General features: G+C 59.9%; 16 protein-coding genes. 13 read left to right on the top strand and 3 right to left on the bottom strand.

The genetic code is table 11. From position 1 onward, the window contains the following. Positions 1-72: 72 nt before the first annotated feature. Positions 73-705 carry an RNA pyrophosphohydrolase gene (locus tag H4V96_RS18520; protein ID WP_196854991.1) on the bottom strand — a complete coding sequence of 211 codons (633 nt, stop codon included), beginning with the start codon at positions 703-705 and terminating at the stop codon, positions 73-75. A 204-nt stretch (positions 706-909) separates the two neighbouring features. On the opposite strand from H4V96_RS18520, the gene H4V96_RS18515 reads away from it, so the two are divergent. Both H4V96_RS18515 and H4V96_RS18510 read left to right on the top strand, forming a co-directional pair. Then, complete coding sequence (locus tag H4V96_RS18515) at positions 910-2,649, top strand: proline--tRNA ligase (protein WP_196854992.1); 1,740 nt, start codon at positions 910-912, stop codon at positions 2,647-2,649. Further along, positions 2,646-3,263, top strand: coding sequence for a lytic transglycosylase domain-containing protein (locus H4V96_RS18510; RefSeq protein ID WP_010401370.1), 618 nt, complete (start codon positions 2,646-2,648; stop codon positions 3,261-3,263). The genes H4V96_RS18515 and H4V96_RS18510 overlap by 4 nt, the downstream gene beginning before the upstream one ends. 164 nt (positions 3,264-3,427) lie before the next feature. Here H4V96_RS18510 and H4V96_RS18505 read toward each other — a convergent pair whose 3' ends face one another. Next, complete coding sequence (locus H4V96_RS18505; RefSeq protein WP_010401369.1) at positions 3,428-3,826, bottom strand: SWIB/MDM2 domain-containing protein; 399 nt, start codon at positions 3,824-3,826, stop codon at positions 3,428-3,430. A gap of 355 nt (positions 3,827-4,181) precedes the next feature. After that, positions 4,182-5,549 (bottom strand): signal recognition particle protein, encoded by a 1,368-nt coding sequence (ffh, locus tag H4V96_RS18500; RefSeq protein WP_010401368.1) that lies wholly within the window; start codon positions 5,547-5,549, stop codon positions 4,182-4,184. Between the two features lie 307 nt (positions 5,550-5,856). Between ffh and H4V96_RS18495 the strand changes: the two genes are divergently transcribed. From H4V96_RS18495 to H4V96_RS18445, 11 genes are all read left to right on the top strand, one after another. Further along, on the top strand, positions 5,857-6,024 hold the full coding sequence (locus H4V96_RS18495) for a hypothetical protein (RefSeq protein WP_157998769.1): 168 nt from the start codon (positions 5,857-5,859) through the stop codon (positions 6,022-6,024). 136 nt (positions 6,025-6,160) lie between these two features. Next, a complete protein-coding gene (locus H4V96_RS18490; protein ID WP_010401367.1) occupies positions 6,161-6,442 on the top strand; it encodes a hypothetical protein in 282 nt (93 codons plus the stop codon). A 59-nt stretch (positions 6,443-6,501) separates the two neighbouring features. Next, positions 6,502-8,136 (top strand): PepSY-associated TM helix domain-containing protein, encoded by a 1,635-nt coding sequence (locus H4V96_RS18485; protein WP_280721198.1) that lies wholly within the window; start codon positions 6,502-6,504, stop codon positions 8,134-8,136. Next, a complete protein-coding gene (locus H4V96_RS18480; RefSeq protein ID WP_010401362.1) occupies positions 8,133-8,474 on the top strand; it encodes a DUF3325 domain-containing protein in 342 nt (113 codons plus the stop codon). Before H4V96_RS18485 ends, H4V96_RS18480 begins: the two co-directional genes overlap by 4 nt. A 430-nt stretch (positions 8,475-8,904) precedes the next feature. After that, positions 8,905-9,849 (top strand): ABC transporter substrate-binding protein, encoded by a 945-nt coding sequence (locus H4V96_RS18475; protein ID WP_280721197.1) that lies wholly within the window; start codon positions 8,905-8,907, stop codon positions 9,847-9,849. A 408-nt stretch (positions 9,850-10,257) separates the two neighbouring features. After that, positions 10,258-11,061 carry a cytochrome c biogenesis protein CcsA gene (ccsA, locus tag H4V96_RS18470; RefSeq protein WP_196854995.1) on the top strand — a complete coding sequence of 268 codons (804 nt, stop codon included), beginning with the start codon at positions 10,258-10,260 and terminating at the stop codon, positions 11,059-11,061. Continuing rightward, on the top strand, positions 11,058-11,327 hold the full coding sequence (locus tag H4V96_RS18465) for a PP0621 family protein (protein WP_196854996.1): 270 nt from the start codon (positions 11,058-11,060) through the stop codon (positions 11,325-11,327). The genes ccsA and H4V96_RS18465 overlap by 4 nt, the downstream gene beginning before the upstream one ends. A gap of 112 nt (positions 11,328-11,439) precedes the next feature. Further along, entirely contained in the window at positions 11,440-12,513 is a 1,074-nt protein-coding gene (locus H4V96_RS22510; protein WP_343029336.1) for a sigma-54 dependent transcriptional regulator, read from the top strand. Then, positions 12,513-13,124: a 1,6-anhydro-N-acetylmuramyl-L-alanine amidase AmpD gene (ampD, locus tag H4V96_RS18455; RefSeq protein ID WP_196855079.1), complete on the top strand. Its 612-nt coding sequence runs from the start codon at positions 12,513-12,515 to the stop codon at positions 13,122-13,124. The genes H4V96_RS22510 and ampD overlap by 1 nt, the downstream gene beginning before the upstream one ends. 382 nt (positions 13,125-13,506) lie before the next feature. Beyond that, positions 13,507-16,461 (top strand): ribonucleoside-diphosphate reductase subunit alpha, encoded by a 2,955-nt coding sequence (locus H4V96_RS18450; RefSeq protein ID WP_196854998.1) that lies wholly within the window; start codon positions 13,507-13,509, stop codon positions 16,459-16,461. A 174-nt stretch (positions 16,462-16,635) separates the two neighbouring features. Continuing rightward, positions 16,636-17,787, top strand: a complete 1,152-nt coding sequence (locus tag H4V96_RS18445; RefSeq protein ID WP_010401344.1) for a ribonucleotide-diphosphate reductase subunit beta — start codon at positions 16,636-16,638, stop codon at positions 17,785-17,787. Positions 17,788-17,876 lie beyond the last annotated feature (89 nt).

Here is a 17,876-nt window from a genome sequence, read left to right as displayed (position 1 = left end):
GCCGGAATGTAAAAAGGGGCAGCCTGTTCAGGCTGCCCCTTTTGCGTGGGAAAGTGCGTTCATCGCGCTGGGCTAGGCCTTGCCCGGCAAGAGCAGCTCCGGCATGCACCCGTCGGCGGCAATGCCGTCGCAAGGCTTGACCAGTGCCACAGCATCCTGCGCCCGTGGTGCATGGGGCTGGCGCAGGTAGCGCGAGGTGTGGCGCTGCGCTTGCTGTGCGTTGCCATGCGCGGGCCAGGTCAGGAAGCGCGACAGCTCCTGCAAGGCGCGCTGGTACACATCGCGTTTAAATTCAATGACGACATCGAGCGGGACCCAGTATTCATGCCAGCGCCAGGCGTCGAACTCGGGATGGTCGGTCAGGCGCAGATTGACGTCGTTATCGCGCGCGCACATTCTCAGCAGAAACCAAATCTGCTTTTGGCCACGGTAGTGGCCGCGAATCTCGCGCTTGATGAAGTGGTCTGGCACTTCATAGCGCAGCCAGTCGCGGGTGCGGCCGACAATTTTGACGTGTTCCTGTCTGAGTCCGATTTCCTCTTCAAGTTCGCGAAACATGGCTTGTTCCGGTGTTTCGCCATATTTGATACCGCCTTGCGGAAACTGCCATGAGTGCTCGCGCACCCGCTTGCCCCACCACACCTCGTTCTGGGCGTTTAGCAGGATGATGCCGACGTTGGGCCGAAACCCTTCACGGTCGAGCATAATGCACCTCAAACTTTCTGCGACAGAGCGTCCTTATTTACGTAATTACCCACAACTTCGCAAGCCGGTGACCTTTTCGGGGTGAGAAAAGCGCCGGAATCGCACCAATTGAGCGCATTTGTGTAAAGTATGGACGCATCAGCCAGCTAATCCTTTAAAATTAGGTTGATTATAACCCTCTCTTTTTAAAAAGAATTCACCGTTATGCGCGCCTCCCGTTTTTTTATTTCCACACTTAAAGATGCACCTTCCGACGCGGAAATCGTCAGCCACCAATTGATGATGCGTGCAGGCATGATCAAACGCCTCGGTTCCGGCATCTACACTTACATGCCGATGGGCTTGCGCGTGATTCGCAAGGTGGAAGCCATCATCCGTGACGAGATGAACAAAGCCGCCGGCATCGAATTGCTGATGCCGCTGGTACAGCCAGCCGAACTGTGGCAGGAGACGGGCCGCTGGACCAAGATGGGCGATGAACTGATGCGCGTGAAAGACCGCCACGGCCGCGAATACGCGATCCAGCCGACATCAGAAGAAGTCATCACCGACGTCGTGCGCACGGAAATCAAGTCCTACCGCCAGTTGCCGCTGAACTTTTATCATATCCAGACCAAGTTCCGCGACGAGCGTCGTCCACGTTTTGGCCTGATGCGTGGCCGCGAATTCACCATGAAGGACGCCTATTCCTTCGACCGCGACCTGGCCGGCATGCAAGCGTCATACAAGGTCATGTTTGATGCCTACACGCGCATCTTCACCCGTTTCGGCCTGAAATTTCGCGCCGTGGCGGCCGACAATGGCGCCATCGGCGGTTCCGGTTCGCACGAATTCCACGTTATTGCCCACACGGGTGAAGACGCGCTCGTGTATTGCCCGACCTCCGATTTCGCCGCCAATATGGAAGCGGCTGAAGCGCTGGCGCCAGCGGGCGAGCGTCCTGCCGCTACCCAGGCACTGAGCAAAACGGCCACGCCCGATACCGTCAAGTGCGAAAGCGTAGCGGCCCTGCTGGGCATGGCTTTGTCGCAGACCGTGAAAACCATCGCTCTGACGGTGGAAACCACGGGCAAGGACGAGAAAGTGACGAAACAGCATTTCATGCTGCTGCTGCGCGGCGACCATGAATTGAACGAGATCAAGGTGAGCAAGGTTGCCGGCCTGGCCGGTCACCGTTTCTCGACGGAAGCGGAAATCCTGGAAGTGTACGGCACCATTCCTGGCTACCTGGGCCCGATCGGCACCAAAGCACCGGTCACCGTGGTGGCGGACCGCACGGTCGCCCACATGAGCGACTTCGTTTGCGGTGCGAATGACGCCGGTTTCCATTACACGGGTGCCAATTGGGGTCGCGATGTAGCCGAGCCAGCCATCGTGGCCGACTTGCGCAATGTCGTCGCCGGCGACGCCTCTCCGGACGGCCAGGGTGTGCTGGCCATTGAGCGCGGCATCGAAGTGGGTCACGTGTTCCAGCTGGGCACGGCGTACTCGGAAAGCATGAAAGCCACTTTCCTCGACGAGAATGGCAAGCCTGCGCCACTGCAGATGGGTTGCTACGGCATCGGCGTGACGCGCATCCTGGGCGCTGCCATCGAACAGAACTTCGATGACAAGGGCATCATTTGGCCGGCATCGATCGCCCCATTCGAGGTGGTGCTGTGCCCGATGGGCATGGACCGCAGCGAGATGGTCAAGGAAGAGACAGAGAAGCTGTACGCGGCCCTGCAAGACGCTGGCGTGGACGTTATCGTTGATGATCGCGGCTTGCGTCCTGGCGCCATGTTTGCAGACTGGGAATTGATCGGCGTGCCACACCGCATCGTCATCGGCGAACGTGGCTTGAAAGAAGGCAAGCTGGAATACCAGGGCCGCCGCGACACCGAAGCATCGGGCGTGGCACCGGACGAGATCGTCGCCTTCATCCAGGGCAAAATGGCGCAGTGAAGCGTCCATCAGTAAGCAAGGTGGCTGGCGCGCTCGCGCTGGCCGCCGGCCTGGCCTGCGCTTTCCCGGCGCAGGCCGGCAAGCAGAAAGAGGAGGCGCTGGCCGACTCTGTCCGCCTGGCCTTGTCGCACGCGATCCGCGACGAACGCCCGCCGCAACCCAAATTTGCCACACCCATCGAACTGCAGCGCTACCAGCAATGGCTGGCGCAGATGTCGCAACGCCTGCAACGCAAGCTGCCGGACGCGCAGCTGCGCACGGAATTTTTGGAAACGGTATGGTATGAAGCGCGCCGCGCGGGCCTGGAACCGGCCCTGGTGCTGGGCCTGATCCAGGTGGAATCGGCCTACCGCAAATATGCTGTCTCGCTGGCTGGCGCACGCGGCTACATGCAGGTCATGCCATTCTGGACGGGCGTCATCGGCGACAGTGACCGCAGCAAGCTATTCCACATGCAAACGAATTTGCGCTATGGCTGCGCGATCTTGCGCATGTACCTGGATATGGAACGCGGGGATTTGTACCTGGCGCTGGGGCGGTATAACGGCAGCCGGGGGCGGGCAGAGTATCCGAATGCCGTGCTGGCGGCGTGGAAACAGTGGGAGTTCAGATGAAGGCTGGGGTCAGACCGCCCGCAGCGTTGGCGCAAAGCTCGGTGTTATCGGTGTTGAGGGTCTGACCCCAGCAAACGGTGTTGAGAGTCTGACCCCAAAAAAATGCCCCGCTCGCTGAATCAGCTACGGGGCACTCGCTCGGGATAGGGCCGGCGGGTATCTGATTATTTCAAATGATCGGAAATCAGTTTCGTCATTTCAAACATGGAGACTTGGGCTTTGCCGCTGAAAACAGCTTTCAGCTTGTCGTCCGCATTGATCATGCGGCGGTTGGCCGGATCTTGCAGATCGAGTTTTTTGATGTAATCCCATACCTTTTTGGTCACTTCCGTGCGCGGCAGTGGTGCTGCGCCAACAACGGCGGCCAGCTCTTTCGATGGCGTCATTGCTTTCATGAATGCTGCGTTTGGCTTGCGTGGTGTTGCCGGTGCTGCCGCTTTCTTTGCCGCTGCTGGTTTAGCTGCTGCTTTGGCTGCGGGTGCTGCTTTTTTGGCGGCGGCAGGCTTGGCTGCTGCGGCCGCTTTGGCTGGCGCTGCTACTGGGGTTTTTTTGGCTGTTGCCATCTTCGAGCCTCCTTAACAAACACATGGGAAATTGCGCAATTAATCGCACGGCTAATATTGGTGTGGATTGACCTTGTACGCAAGTGTTTTTCACGTTTTTACGAGGAAAAAGCAGCTAAATGGCGATGCTGTCGCCCGGGCGCACCGCGCAGGAGCACAGAAGCGTGTTTTTGCCCGTAAACGGCATGCTTGCTGACTCTACAGCGAGGGGTATTGAGGGGGAGGGAAGAACGGATGCCGGTCGCAGGAGAATGCAAACCGGCATTATTTGAAACGGTGTTTTTTGAGTCTCAAGCGATGCTGGTGCGGCGTCGCGAAGGCCATCAACATCCGCGCGAACGCGGGTGTTGATGCCTTACCTCATGCCGGGCATCATGCCCTTCATGGAACGCATCATCTTCATCATGCCGCCGCCGGACAATTTCTTCATCATCGTCTGCATTTGCTCGAATTGCGTCAGCATGCGGTTCACTTCCTGCACTTGCACGCCGGCGCCGGCGGCGATGCGGCGCTTGCGCGTAGCCTTGATCAGTTCAGGCTTGGCGCGCTCCTGCGGCGTCATCGAATCGATGATGCCGCACATGCGGCGCACCTGTTTATCGGCTTGATCCATGTTCTTGCCGCCTGCCGCCTGCTGGAACTGCGCTGGCAGCTTATCCATCAGGTTGGCCATGCCGCCCATTTTCTTCATTTGCCCCAGTTGCGCCTTGAAGTCGTTCATGTCGAACTTGCCGCCGACCTTGATCTTTTGCGCCAGGTCGGCCGCAGCCTTGCTGTCGACGCCCTTGCGCGCTTCTTCCACCAGGGCGAGGATGTCGCCCATGCCCAGGATGCGGTTGGCCATGCGGGTCGGGTCAAATGCTTCCAGGCCGTCGAGTTTTTCCGAGACACCGGCAAACTTGATCGGCTTACCCGTAATGTGGCGTACCGACAGGGCGGCACCGCCGCGTGCATCGCCATCGAGCTTGGTCAGCACGATGCCGGTCAGCGGCAGTGCATCGTTGAACGCTTTCGCCGTATTGATCGCGTCCTGGCCCAGCATGGCGTCGACGACAAACAGGGTTTCGATCGGTTTCACGGCGCTGTGGACGGCAGCGATTTCGCGCATCATTTCTTCGTCGATACCCAGACGGCCTGCCGTATCGATGATCAGGACGTCGTGGTAATGCTTTTTCGCCCAGTCCAGCGCAGCGAGCGCGATATCGACCGGCTTGTCGGTGCTGGAAGAGGGGAAGAAGTCGGCGCCCACCTGGGCGGTGACCGATTGCAGCTGGGCGATCGCGGCAGGACGATACACGTCGGCAGAAACGGTCAGCACTTTCTTCTTCTTTTCTTCCTTCAGATATTTTGCCAGCTTGCCGACGGTGGTGGTTTTACCCACACCTTGCAGACCGGCCATCAGGATGATGGCGGGCGGTTGCTGCGCAAAGCTGATCTGCGACGCTTCCGGTCCCAGGTCGGCGCCCATCAGGGCGGCCAGCTCGCGCTGCACCACGCCGACCAGGGCCTGGCCTGGCGTGAGCGAGGAAATAACATCCTCGCCCATGGCTTTTTCTTTGACTTTGGCGATGAATTCGCGCACGGCGGGCAGGGCGACGTCGGCTTCGAGCAGCGCCAGGCGCACTTCGCGCAGCATGTCGGCGGTGTTCGCTTCGGTCAGGCGCGCCTCGCCGCGCATGGTCTTGACGACTTTGGCAAGCCGTTGGGTGAGATTATCTAGCATCATGAACCTGCAATGAAAAGCTTGGGAGTGGGCGGTGCTAAGAGCCTGACCCGGCAGGAGATGGATGCATCTGCTGGGGGAGGTTCTGAACCGGACGATGGGCGCCATTTTACTCCATCGCGGGGCCCTGGCGGTCCTGCGCTGCACTGCCTGGCGCCTGGTCTGCTTTTGAATTAGTTGGTATTTCTGTCAATGTCACGATTGCACGAAAGCCAAAGACGCGGTTAGAATAGTAATAATTCTCATTTGCATTTAAATGTATGCCGCGCTTGACCGGAAAGCGATGCCATGTCGGCCGCCGATACCGATGTGTCGCCGCACGCTGTCGCGCGACAGCGGTCCTTCCAATCTCGGCAAGGAGTTCAACAGCGGCGCCGCACTGCGCCTGAACGTCAGCAATGCGCTCGACAAGCATGATGGCCAGAGCATTTGCTCGACTGTCTTCGGCAATCTGCTGGCACGCCGCGCAACCTGATGCTGAGCTTGAACTACCAACTGTCAATATTGACTGTTGAATGACCTATCTTGATGAAGGATGCATGGTTTATGGATGTGCAGTTCAATCTGGCCGGCGATGGCGGCAGCGGGCGTATGGCACCGGTCGCACCGCGATGATGAAAGCGGCCCACATATTGTTGTTCTCGCGCGTGCTTGCCGCCGTCTTTGGCGGCTATGCGCTCACGTCCGGCGTGGCTGTGCTGCTGTCGGCCGTGCTGCCGCTGTCGCGCGCCGAAGCTGTGCTGACAGCGACTCTGAGCGCCTTCGTCGTCTACACCTGCGCCGTGATCTGGGTCTTTGCCGTGCCGGACCTGCGCCGCGCCTGGCTCGGCATGCTGCTGCCGGCCATCGTCTGCGGCGGCATTGGCCTGCTGCTGTCGCGAGGTGCCGCTTGAGCGCCGTCAAGGTCGATAAGGTGGTCAAAACGCCACAGCAGGGCGGTTTGCGCCAGGCCATGGCCTGGCTGCATAGCTGGAGCGGCCTGTGGATTTCCTGGCTGTTGTTCGCCATTTTTCTGACCGGCACCCTGGCCGTTTTCGACGACCCGATCGGCCACTGGATGACGCCTGAACACGCATTGGAAGAGGCATCGCACGCGCACGACCCAGCGCTGCCCAAGGTCACGGACCGCGCGCACCGCCTGGAACTGGCGCTCGATTTCATGGCGAAGCAGCACCCGAAGGCGGATATGTGGGAAATCTGGCCCGTGCAGCGCCCGGGCCACGGCCTGTCCGCCTACTGGTTCCAGCCCAGCGGCGGCTATGGCTCGGCCGACCTCGATCCCTTGACGGGCGCCATCGTCAAACAGGCGCGCACGGCAACGCAGCGCGATACCATCGGCGGCCACCATTTCGTCGATTTCCACTACGCGCTGCACGCGGGACGCATCGGCGTGTGGATCGTCGGCATCACCAGCATGATCATGCTGGTGGCGCTGGTAAGCGGCGTCATCACGCACAAGCGCATCTTCAAGGATTTCTTCACCTTTCGCCCGGCCAAGGGCCAGCGTTCCTGGCTCGACGCACACAATGCGGTGGCGGTGCTGACGTTACCGTTCCAGTGCATGATCGCCTATACGGGCCTGGCATTTTTCAGCGATGACCATGTGCCGGCCCCCGTGGTGGTGCAATATGGCATGGACAATGCCAAGAAAGCCTTCCTGGCCGACTGGAACGATGCGGGAAAACCCGTCAAGACAGGGCAGCCGCTGGCCATTCCCGCGCTGGAATCGTTCGCGCTGCGCGCCGAGCAAGCCATCGGCCAGGAAATCCGCGCCGTGGTGCTGGACAATCCAAATGACGCCTCCATGCGCGTATGCATGTATGGCTGGAATGAAGACGTTGAACTGCTGACGCGCCTGAGCGCCAATACGGGCCGTGCCTGCTATGCGCTGGCTACGGGCGAGCAAGTTGCCGTGCGCTTGCCGGGCGAGTCGGACACGGGCGGCGCGGGCTTGACGCGCTCCGTCATGTCTAACCTGCATATGGTCGGTTTCGGCGGTACGCCGATGCGCTGGCTGTATTTTTTCTGCGGCTTGGCCGGCACGGCCATGATGGGCACGGGTGCCATCCTGTTCCTGGTCAAGCGGCGCCAGAAGGCAGGCGCCGAGTTCGGCGCCTGCACGCAGCGCGTGTACCGCGTGATTGAGTGCCTCAACGTGGCGGCGATTGCCGGCCTGGCCATTGCCTGTGTGGGCTTCCTGTGGGCCAACCGTTTGATCCCCATCGGCCTCGAACAGCGCGCCGGCTGGGAGGTGCGCGCCTTCTTCGGCGTGTGGCTCCTGATGTTGGTGCACGCCTGTCTGCGCGCCGAAAAGCGCGCCTGGATCGAGCAGTTGTGCTTGCTGGCGGTGCTATGCCTGCTGCTGCCGGTGCTGAATGTACTGAGCACGGGCGACAATCTGACGGCGCAGGTGGCGCGCGGCGACTGGGAAAGCGCCGGCGTGGAACTGGGCAGCATGGCCTTCGGCCTGCTGGCCGCCTGGGGCGCGTGGAAAGTCCACAAGCGCAAGGCGGTCAGCAAGAGCGCAGCCAAGGAAAGCGCTGCGCCATCGTCCAGCCTGCAAGTGACTACGCAAGGGCAGTCATGAACAACACTATCCTGTGTGCACTGGGCCTGTCGTATGCGGGCATGGCCAGCCTTGCGCTGGCGATGGATCGCCATCACGGTCAGGTATGGGGCCGCGACGCGGCGCCCAAGGTGCGGCGCGTGCTGCAATTGACCGGCGCACTGTTGCTGGCACTGGCCATCTGGCCATGCGTGGCCGGCTGGAGCGCCACCGTCGGCCTGGTCGCCTGGCTCGGATGCATCGGTGCCGGGGCGCTGCTGGTGGCCCTGCTGCTGCCATATGCGCCCCGCTTGCTGTTACGTAGTTCCTTGCTGGCAGCCGTCGCCGCGCTGGCAGCTCTGGTGACGTTGCTACCGTGATGTTCAGCGCCACCGCATGCGCGACGATGGCCTGGGTCTTGCCTGGCGCCGGGTTGGCCAGCGTAAAAAATATTATCCTGTCTCTAACACACGGTACTATCTAGGCAGAATAAAAATGCAGTGTTACGCGCTAATGCCGTTCAGTTAAGGATTTTGGCGTGATTGATGAGCGCCAGTAAATTCGCTAACCCCAGAGGCAAAGAGCAGGGGTCGGTCACTTCGTGATCGGAATGTGCTCCATTGAAGCACATTCCCCCGCCGGGTCCGACCCCTGTGCTGGTTCTTGGGCTAAAAATAGCATCACTAACACACTAACTGAACGGCATTAAGTGTTACGCGCTGGTTTGTCCATGCGGGCACACACCAACCACCACAGGAGAATTCGATGCAAAAGAAATTGACCTTGAAGACCGGTATCGCCGCCGCCCTCATGCTGGCGTTCAGCGCAGTTGCTACCCAGGCCCAGGCGCAGGAAGTCGTGCGCCTGGGTAATTTGAAATTCGCCCATTACGGTGCCGTGTCGTATATCAAGGAAATCGCACCCAAGTGCGGCATCAAGGTCGAAGAGCATATCTTTGCCAAGGGACTCGATGTGATGCAGGCCATCATTGCGGGCGAGCTGGACGTGGGGGCGACGGCGTCCGAGGCGGCCATCTCCGGGCGCGCCAGCGGTGCGCCCATCTATGTGGTGGCCGGTTTTGCCAAGGGCGGCGCGCGCCTGGTCGGGGGCACGGGGCAAAAGATCGCCAGCGTGAAGGATCTGAAGGGTAAGCGCGTCGGCGTGACGCGCGGCGGCATTCAGGAAGTGCTGCTGTTGGCCGAGCTGTCGCAAGCGGGCCTGACGTATTCCGAAACCAAGGGCAAGGATGTGCAACTGGTGTTCCTCGCCTACGCTGATTTGAACCAGGCGCTGATGGGCAGCAATATCGATGCCATGATGCAGTCGGAGCCGCAATCGTCGCAGGCGATCAACAAGGGCTTTGGCAGCGAAGTCATCAAACCGTACGACACGCCGATCGGCGAACCCGTGCGTACCATGGTGATGACGGAAAAGTTTTACAAGGAACGCCGTCCCGTGGCGGAAAAATTCATGCGCTGCTTCGTCGAAGCCACCAAGACCTTTATTGACAATAAGGCGACGGCGGAAAAGTATGTGCGCGAAGTCGTGTTCCGCGGTCAAATCACGAAAGATGATTTCGACGATGCGATCAGCAATTCGCCGTATTCGTATGATATTTCGCCCGAACATATCCAGGTGACCACCGATGTGATGGTAAAAACGGGCGTGGGCCGCATGACGAAGCCGCCCGTGGCCAAGGACTGGGTCAAGACGGACTTGCTGGAGCAAGCGAAAAAGAGCCTGAATGTCAAGTAAATCAGGAAGCCATCCAAACACCGCCGTGCCAGCCATGTTGCGGCGGTGTTTTGATCGGCCAGCGCCCTTGGCGCGTGAAAGCCCATCGAGCTTTTTTGGGACTGCCTGAAGCTCAGCGTATCGATACGCGTCAGTGCATCGCCGTTCTTGTGCCGATGCGTGATGATGCGCCGTCATTGTCTTGCACGATCTGCTTGTGCATAGAGGATAGGCTGATCATCATGGCAACGTTGCTGCACTGTGGAAAAGTGTATCAGAAGAAAGATTGCCGAAATCTTGAGGGGTGTTACCCCGTTGCGCCTCAGGCGCGATATCATGGCAGGCTTGCAGCATGGGCTGGCGGCGCAATGCCTGTCATCCGGGCTGTCGCTTGAATCGCGCTTGTCGGCTATGGTGTAAACTTAAACTATGCAGATCTATTTCTTTTTCATCGCCGCCCTGTTGTACGCGGCGTGCGCGGTGCTTCCCTCATCCCGTGCCCGGCTCATTGCCGGTCTGACCGGGCTCGCCTGGCTGGCGCACGCCATCACTCTGTGGTTCGACCTGATGGCGCCCGGCACCTTGCGTTTTGGCTTTTCGGCCATGCTGTCGGCCGCTCTATGGGTTTCGGTGGGCACCTACTGGTTAGAGAACCGTAATTTCAGCCTGGACGGACTGCGCCGCATGGTCATGCCCAGCGCCGTCATCGCCCTCGGCCTGGCCTGGGTCTTTCCTGGCAGCCAGGTCAGCATGGAAGGCAAGTCCGCCGTCTTCGGTTGGCATATTGCCGTGGCGGTGCTGGCCTATAGCACCTTGACGATAGCGGCCTTTCACGCCGTGCTCATGGCGCTGCAGGAATCGCGCCTGCATACGCGCAGCGAAAGCCGTGGCTTCATCGGCAGCGCGCTGGATCAGCTGCCAGCGCTGCTGACGATGGAAAAGTTGCTGTTCCGCATGATCGGCCTGGGCTTCATCCTGCTCAGCCTGACCGTGCTGTCGGGCATCGTGTTTTCCGAACAATTATTTGGCAAGGCGCTCAACTGGGATCACAAGTCCGTGTTTACCATGCTGTCGTGGCTGCTGTTTGCCGCCCTGCTGGCAGGGCGCCGCTTTCGCGGCTGGCGCGGCAAGACGGCCTTGAGCTTCACTTTGGCCGGTTTCGCCACCTTGCTGCTGGCCTATGTCGGTAGCCGTTTTGTACTGGAAGTGGTTTTACACCGAGGATACGCATGACACGAGTTTTATTCTGGCTGGCGCTGGTGTTTCTGGTGCTGTTTGCTATCCGCAGCAAGCTGCGCGGCATGCAGCAGCGCGCCCGCGCGCAGCAACCGCAACCGCAACCGCAATCGAATCCATTTACGCCGCCGGGTCGGCCACAGCAATTGCCGGATGCCGAGCTGATGCTGTGTTGCGCCCATTGCGGCGTGTACTATCCAGCATCCGAAAATGTGCAGGCCAAGGGCCACGATTACTGCAGCCACGCGCACGCCACGCTGTAAGGGCAAGCGCGCTGCATTGCGCATGGGTATCGTGACGTCCTCCGGCAGCTGTCCGGCGTAGCATCTGCAGCAAGCGGTTCCCCATCGCCATTGCAGAAAGGTGCGCTCTTCCATGCCCAGCCCCAGCCCCAGTGCGCAGTCCGCGACCGCCGCCGGCAAGGTGGCCGCTGGCGCCTTGCCATCGGTGCCGCAACTATGTGGCAATTCGCTGCCCATGCAGGCGCTGCGCGCGCAGATCGGGCGTATCGCACGCTGCGGCGCGCCGGTGGCCATCCGCGGTGAATCGGGCACGGGCAAGGAACTGGCGGCACGCGCCATCCACGCGCAGGGAGCGCGCGCCAGCTTGCCGTTTATCGCCGTCAACTGTGGTGCCATTCCCGAAGCGCTGATGGAAGCTGAATTCTTCGGCTGCCGGCCGGGTGCCTATACGGGCGCGCTGCACGAGCGTGAAGGATTGTTCCAGGCTGCCAACGGCGGCAGTTTGCTGCTCGATGAAGTCGATGACTTGCCGCTGGCCATGCAAGTGAAGCTGTTGCGCGTGCTGCAGGAGCGCCGCGTGCGCAAGCTCGGCGGCAGTAGCGACGAAGCCATTGATGTGCGTATCCTGTGCGCCAGCCAGCACGGCCTGGCGCGCGGCGTGGCCGCCGGCACGTTCCGCCAGGATCTGTTTTACCGCCTGAATGTCATCGAACTGGCGCTGCCATCGCTGCGTGAGCGGCGCGGCGATCTGCAGGTATTATGTGAAGCCATTCTGGCGCGTCTGGCACCAGGCCAGGGTGTGAGCCTGACGCCGCCGGTACTGGCGGCCCTGGCCGCGTATGCGTTTCCCGGCAATGTGCGCGAACTGGAAAATATGCTGGAACGGGCGCCGGCCTTTGCCGATGGCGGCGTGATCGCGCTCGACGGGTTGGACTTGCCGTCCTCGGCGGGCATCACCGCGCTGCGGACGGCATTGCCGCCGGTAGTGTCTGAGCGGCAACTGTGCTTGCCCGGCATGGCGCTCTCCAGCGTTGTCCCGGTCTTGCCGCTTGACATGTATTTGCGCCAGGCCGAGCGCGACATGATCTTGCAGGCGCTGGTACAGGCGCGCTACCACCGCGAACAGGCGGCGCGCCAGCTGGGGCTAAGCGTGCGCCAACTGCGTTACCGGATGCAGAAATTGACGATACAGGAATTGCTAGCTTGATGACAGCATGGACGATAGATGAAAACGGCTGGTGCGACGGCGCACTGCGCTATGACTCGCCGCACCAGGATGCGCGCCCGGACGGCGTGCAAGTCGACTTGCTGGTGATCCATAACATCAGCTTGCCGGGCGGCCAGTTTGGCGGACCGCATGTGTCCGACTTGTTTACCGGCCGGCTAGATTATAATGCCCATCCTTCTTTCGCCGACCTGCGTGGCTTGCAGGTCTCGGCGCACTTTTTTGTGCGGCGTGATGGTGCGCTGTTGCAATATGTTTCTGCTGATCAACGTGCCTGGCATGCTGGCGCGTCCACATTCGAAGGACGCGCGCAGTGCAATGGCTATTCCATCGGTATCGAAATGGAAGGTGCGGACGATGTACCTTTCCAGCGGCGGCAATACCATGTCCTGGCAGCGCTGACGGCGGCGCTGGTGGCGCGCTACGGCTTGTCCCAGGTGCGTGGCCACGAGCATATTGCAGCGGGGAGGAAGACGGACCCGGGACCATTTTTCGACTGGCATTTTTATCAAGAATGCTGGCTGGAAACTGCGCGCGGCGAGCCTGCGTTAGCGCTTACTACGCGGGGATTGGGCTTTCCATCCGTGCCCTGAAAAGTCAACCGAAATCGTGTTTGGAAATACAAAAAATTACGCCGACAGATGCCGGAAAACTATTGCATCGCCTGTCGATGGGTACTACAATTAGTGTATAAATTGGATTTAAAGACTATATCTAGTGCCATCACAGACGTTTCCGGAATTATTACCAAAGCTATCCTGCTTGTTGATACGGCAGCGGGAACTGGCGTTTCACCACCCTTGATCATGTTGAGCGCCAGCCGAGCTGTACAGGTTGGGCGCATGATTTCTGGCTGTGAATTATTTACTATTTAGCAACAATTATTTGAGGAAAGCCTGACCATCGGGCGTTCTACTCAACAACATACGCGGCAGCAAAACTGCAGGCTGACTTTAGCTGACAACGGGAGCTTTAATGCAATCACCACAAGATATTTCCATCCATCCAACGCCAGTATCGCCAGCGCCAGGCGCGGCCAATAGCGTGGCGAGTACGGGCGCGGCCTTGGGCGACTATCGCATCATCCGCCGCAACGGCGCGGTGGTGGCATTTGAGCCTTCGAAGATCGCCATCGCCATGACCAAGGCGTTTCTTGCCGTCAACGGTGGCCAGGGCGCCGCTTCGGCACGCATCCGCGAACTGGTGGAACAACTGACCGACAGCGTCGTCGCCGCGCTGGTGCGCCGCCATCCGGGTGGCGGCACCTTCCATATCGAAGACGTGCAAGACCAGGTAGAACTGTCGCTGATGCGTTCGGGCGAGCACGACGTGGCGCGTGCCTACGTGCTGTACCGTGCCAAGCACATGGAAGAGCGTCGTTTGCAGAAGGAGGCGCTGGGTGCTTCCGCGCAAGTTTCCGCACCGCAATTGAATGTCACAGACAATGGCGTGCGTCGCCTGCTGGACATGCAGGAAGTGCGCGACCTGATCAACGCCGCCTGCGTCGGCCTGGAAAAGCACGTCGATGCCGACGCCATCCTGGCTGAAACGGTGAAGAACTTGTATGACGGCGTACCTGTCGAAGAGCTGCACAAGTCGGCCATCCTGGCAGCGCGCGCGCTGATGGAAAAAGACCCGGCCTACAGCCAGGTCACGGCCCGCATCTTGCTCCATACGGTGCGCAAGGAAGTGTTTGGCAAGGAAGTGCCGCAAGCGGCCGCTGCTGCCGAGTACCTGACGTACTTCCCGCAATATATCGCCAAGGGCATCGCCAACGATCTGCTGAACCCGGTACTCGCCAGCTTCGACCTGGAACGCCTGGCCAAGGCCATCGTTGCCGACCGCGACTTGCAATTCGGCTACATCGGCCTGCAAACGCTGTATGACCGCTACTTCCTGCACATCCATGACGTGCGCATCGAAATGCCGCAAGCGTTCTACATGCGCGTGGCGATGGGCCTGGCGCTGAACGAAGCGGACCGCGAAGCGCGCGCCATCGAGTTCTACAGCCTGCTGTCCTCGTTCGACTTCATGAGCTCGACCCCGACCCTGTTCAACTCGGGCACCCTGCGTTCGCAGCTGTCGTCGTGTTACCTGAGCACCGTCTCGGATGACCTGGAAGGCATCTATGACGCCATCAAGGACAATGCGCTGCTGGCCAAGTATGCCGGCGGCCTGGGTAACGACTGGACGCCAGTGCGCGCCCTGGGTGCCCATATCAAGGGCACCAACGGCAAGTCGCAAGGCGTGGTGCCGTTCCTGAAAGTAGTCAACGACACGGCCGTGGCAGTCAACCAGGGCGGCAAGCGCAAGGGCGCAGTCTGCGCCTACCTGGAAACCTGGCACATGGACATCGAGGAATTCCTCGACCTGCGCAAGAACACGGGCGACGACCGCCGCCGCACGCACGACATGAACACGTCGAACTGGATTCCCGACATGTTCATGAAGCGCGTCATGGAAAAAGGCGAGTGGACCCTGTTCTCGCCAAGCGAAACGCCAGACTTGCACGACCTGGTCGGCAAAGCCTTTGAAAAGGCTTATCTCGGCTACGAAGCCAAGGCAGCCGCCGGCGAAATCCGCTCGTTCAAGAAGATTCAGGCGCTGGACCTGTGGCGCAAGATGCTGTCGATGCTGTTTGAAACGGGCCACCCATGGATCACGTTCAAGGATCCTTGCAACATCCGCAGCCCGCAGTCGCACGTCGGCGTCGTCCACAGCTCGAATCTGTGCACGGAAATCACGCTTAACACGGGTCCGGATGAAATCGCCGTTTGCAACCTCGGTTCCGTCAACATGCCGGCGCACATGAAGGAAGGCAAGCTCGATCACGTCAAGCTGGCCAAGACCATCCGCACCGCCATGCGCATGCTCGACAACGTCATCGACATCAATTACTACGCCGTCGAGAAGGCGCGCAATTCGAACATGCGCCATCGTCCGGTCGGCATGGGTGTCATGGGCTTCCAGGACTGCCTGCACATGATGCGCATCCCGTTTGCCTCCGACGCAGCCGTCAGCTTCGCCGACACCTCGATGGAGACAGTCTGCTACTACGCCTACCTGGCGTCGACAGAACTGGCCGAAGAACGCGGCCGCTATGAATCGTATGCCGGTTCGCTGTGGGACCGCGGCATCTTGCCGCAAGACTCGGTGAAACTGCTGGCCGAAGAGCGCGGCGGCTACCTGGAAGTCGATTCCTCGTCGGCCATGGACTGGACGCCGGTGCGTGAACGCATCGCCAAGTTCGGCATGCGCAACTCGAACTGCGTGGCGATCGCCCCGACGGCGACAATTTCGAACATCATTGGCGTGTCGGCCTGCATCGAGCCGACGTTCCAGAACCTGTATGTAAAATCGAACCTGTCCGGTGAATTCACCGAGATCAACGGCTACCTGGTGCGCGACCTGAAGGCGCGCGACCTGTGGGATGAAGTCATGATCTCCGACCTGAAGTACTTCGACGGTTCGCTGGTGAAGATCGACCGCATCCCGCAAGACCTGCGTGACATCTACGCCACTGCCTTTGAAGTGTCGCCAAGCTGGCTGGTGGAAGCGGCTTCGCGTCGCCAGAAGTGGATCGACCAGGCCCAGTCGCTGAATATTTACATGGCTGGCGCATCGGGCAAGAAACTCGATGAAACCTACAAGCTGGCATGGTTGCGTGGCCTGAAAACCACTTACTACCTGCGTACCATCGCCGCGACCCACATGGAGAAATCGACCTCCAAGACTGGTGCCCTGAATGCCGTGGCAGTCGATGGCGGCATGTCGGCCAGCGCACAGAGCGCCCAGGCTGCGGTTGTGGCGGCTGCCGCTGCTGCTGCCGCCGTGGCGGCGCCCGTGGCGGCAGCGGACGACGCCGATGGCGAAGCCTGCTACCTGCGCCCCGGTGATGACGGCTTTGAGGAATGCGAAGCTTGCCAGTAAAAACCTGCTGCGCTAGTCGACCCGATATTGTGCTCGCTAGCGACGGTTTTTAAAAAATGTAAAGTTGTCAGCCCAGCGCTGCTGGGCTGATTCAATGTTGTTAATGTCCGTATTGTCCGATTCAACGGACCTGTTGCGGAGCGCCGGCTCGCCGGCATCGAAAGGAATCATATTATGTCGTTGTCCTGGGATGATGAAACCACGTCGGTAGCTGTGCCGCGTCCGGCGCAGCAAGCGCCATTGGGAAATACCGAATTGAACCTGTCGGCCAGTGCCGAACCGTCCGAAGCGAACGCCGAGCAAGTGGCGCTTCGCGTGAATGCCGATGACAAGCGCATCATCAACGGCAAGACCGATGTCAACCAGTTGGTGCCGTTCAAGTATAAATGGGCATGGGACAAATATCTGGCCGGCTGCGCTAACCACTGGATGCCGCAGGAAGTGAACATGCAGCGCGATATCGAGCTGTGGAAAAACCCGAACGGCCTGACGGACGATGAGCGCCGCCTGGTCAAGCGCAACCTGGGCTTCTTCGTTACCGCCGACTCGCTGGCCGCCAACAACATCGTGCTGGGCACCTACCGCCACATCACGGCGCCGGAATGCCGCCAGTACCTGCTGCGCCAGGCGTTCGAGGAAGCGATCCATACGCACGCCTACCAGTACATCGTCGAATCGCTGGGCCTCGATGAAAGCGAGATCTTCAACGCCTACAACGAAGTCAAGTCGATTCGCGACAAGGATGAATTCCTGATCCCGTTTATCAATACGCTGACCGACCCTGCGTTTGTCACCGGCACGGTGGAAAACGACCAGAAGCTGTTGAAATCGCTGATCGTGTTTGCCTGCCTGATGGAAGGCCTGTTCTTCTACGTCGGCTTCACGCAAATCCTGGCGCTGGGTCGCCAAAACAAGATGATGGGTGCTGCCGAGCAGTACCAGTACATCTTGCGCGACGAATCGATGCATTGCAACTTCGGTATCGACTTGATCAACACGATCAAGATGGAAAACCCCTTGCTGTGGACGGCCGCCTTCCGCGAAGAGATCAAAGCGCTGTTCATGCAGGCTGTGGAACTGGAATACGCTTACGCGGAAGACACCATGCCGCGCGGTGTGCTGGGTCTGAATGCACCGATGTTCAAGGGCTATTTGCGCTTCATCGCCAACCGCCGCGCGCAACAGATCGGCCTCGAGCAGTTGTTCGCGCAGGAAGAAAATCCATTCCCGTGGATGAGCGAAATGATCGACATGAAGAAGGAACGCAACTTCTTCGAAACGCGCGTGACCGAGTACCAGACCGGTGGCGCGCTGAACTGGGAATAAGCGTCTTTCCGTCTATGCTCAAAGCGCCGTCTTCGTGACGGCGCTTTTTTTTTGTGCACCCAGCATGGGCGCACTCTTGTGGGTTGCCG

Source organism: Janthinobacterium sp. CG_23.4 (assembly GCF_029892305.1).
GTDB lineage: Bacteria > Pseudomonadota > Gammaproteobacteria > Burkholderiales > Burkholderiaceae_D > Janthinobacterium > Janthinobacterium lividum_D.
Note: the sequence above shows the minus strand (reverse complement) of the source record. Positions and strands in the feature narration are given on the sequence as shown.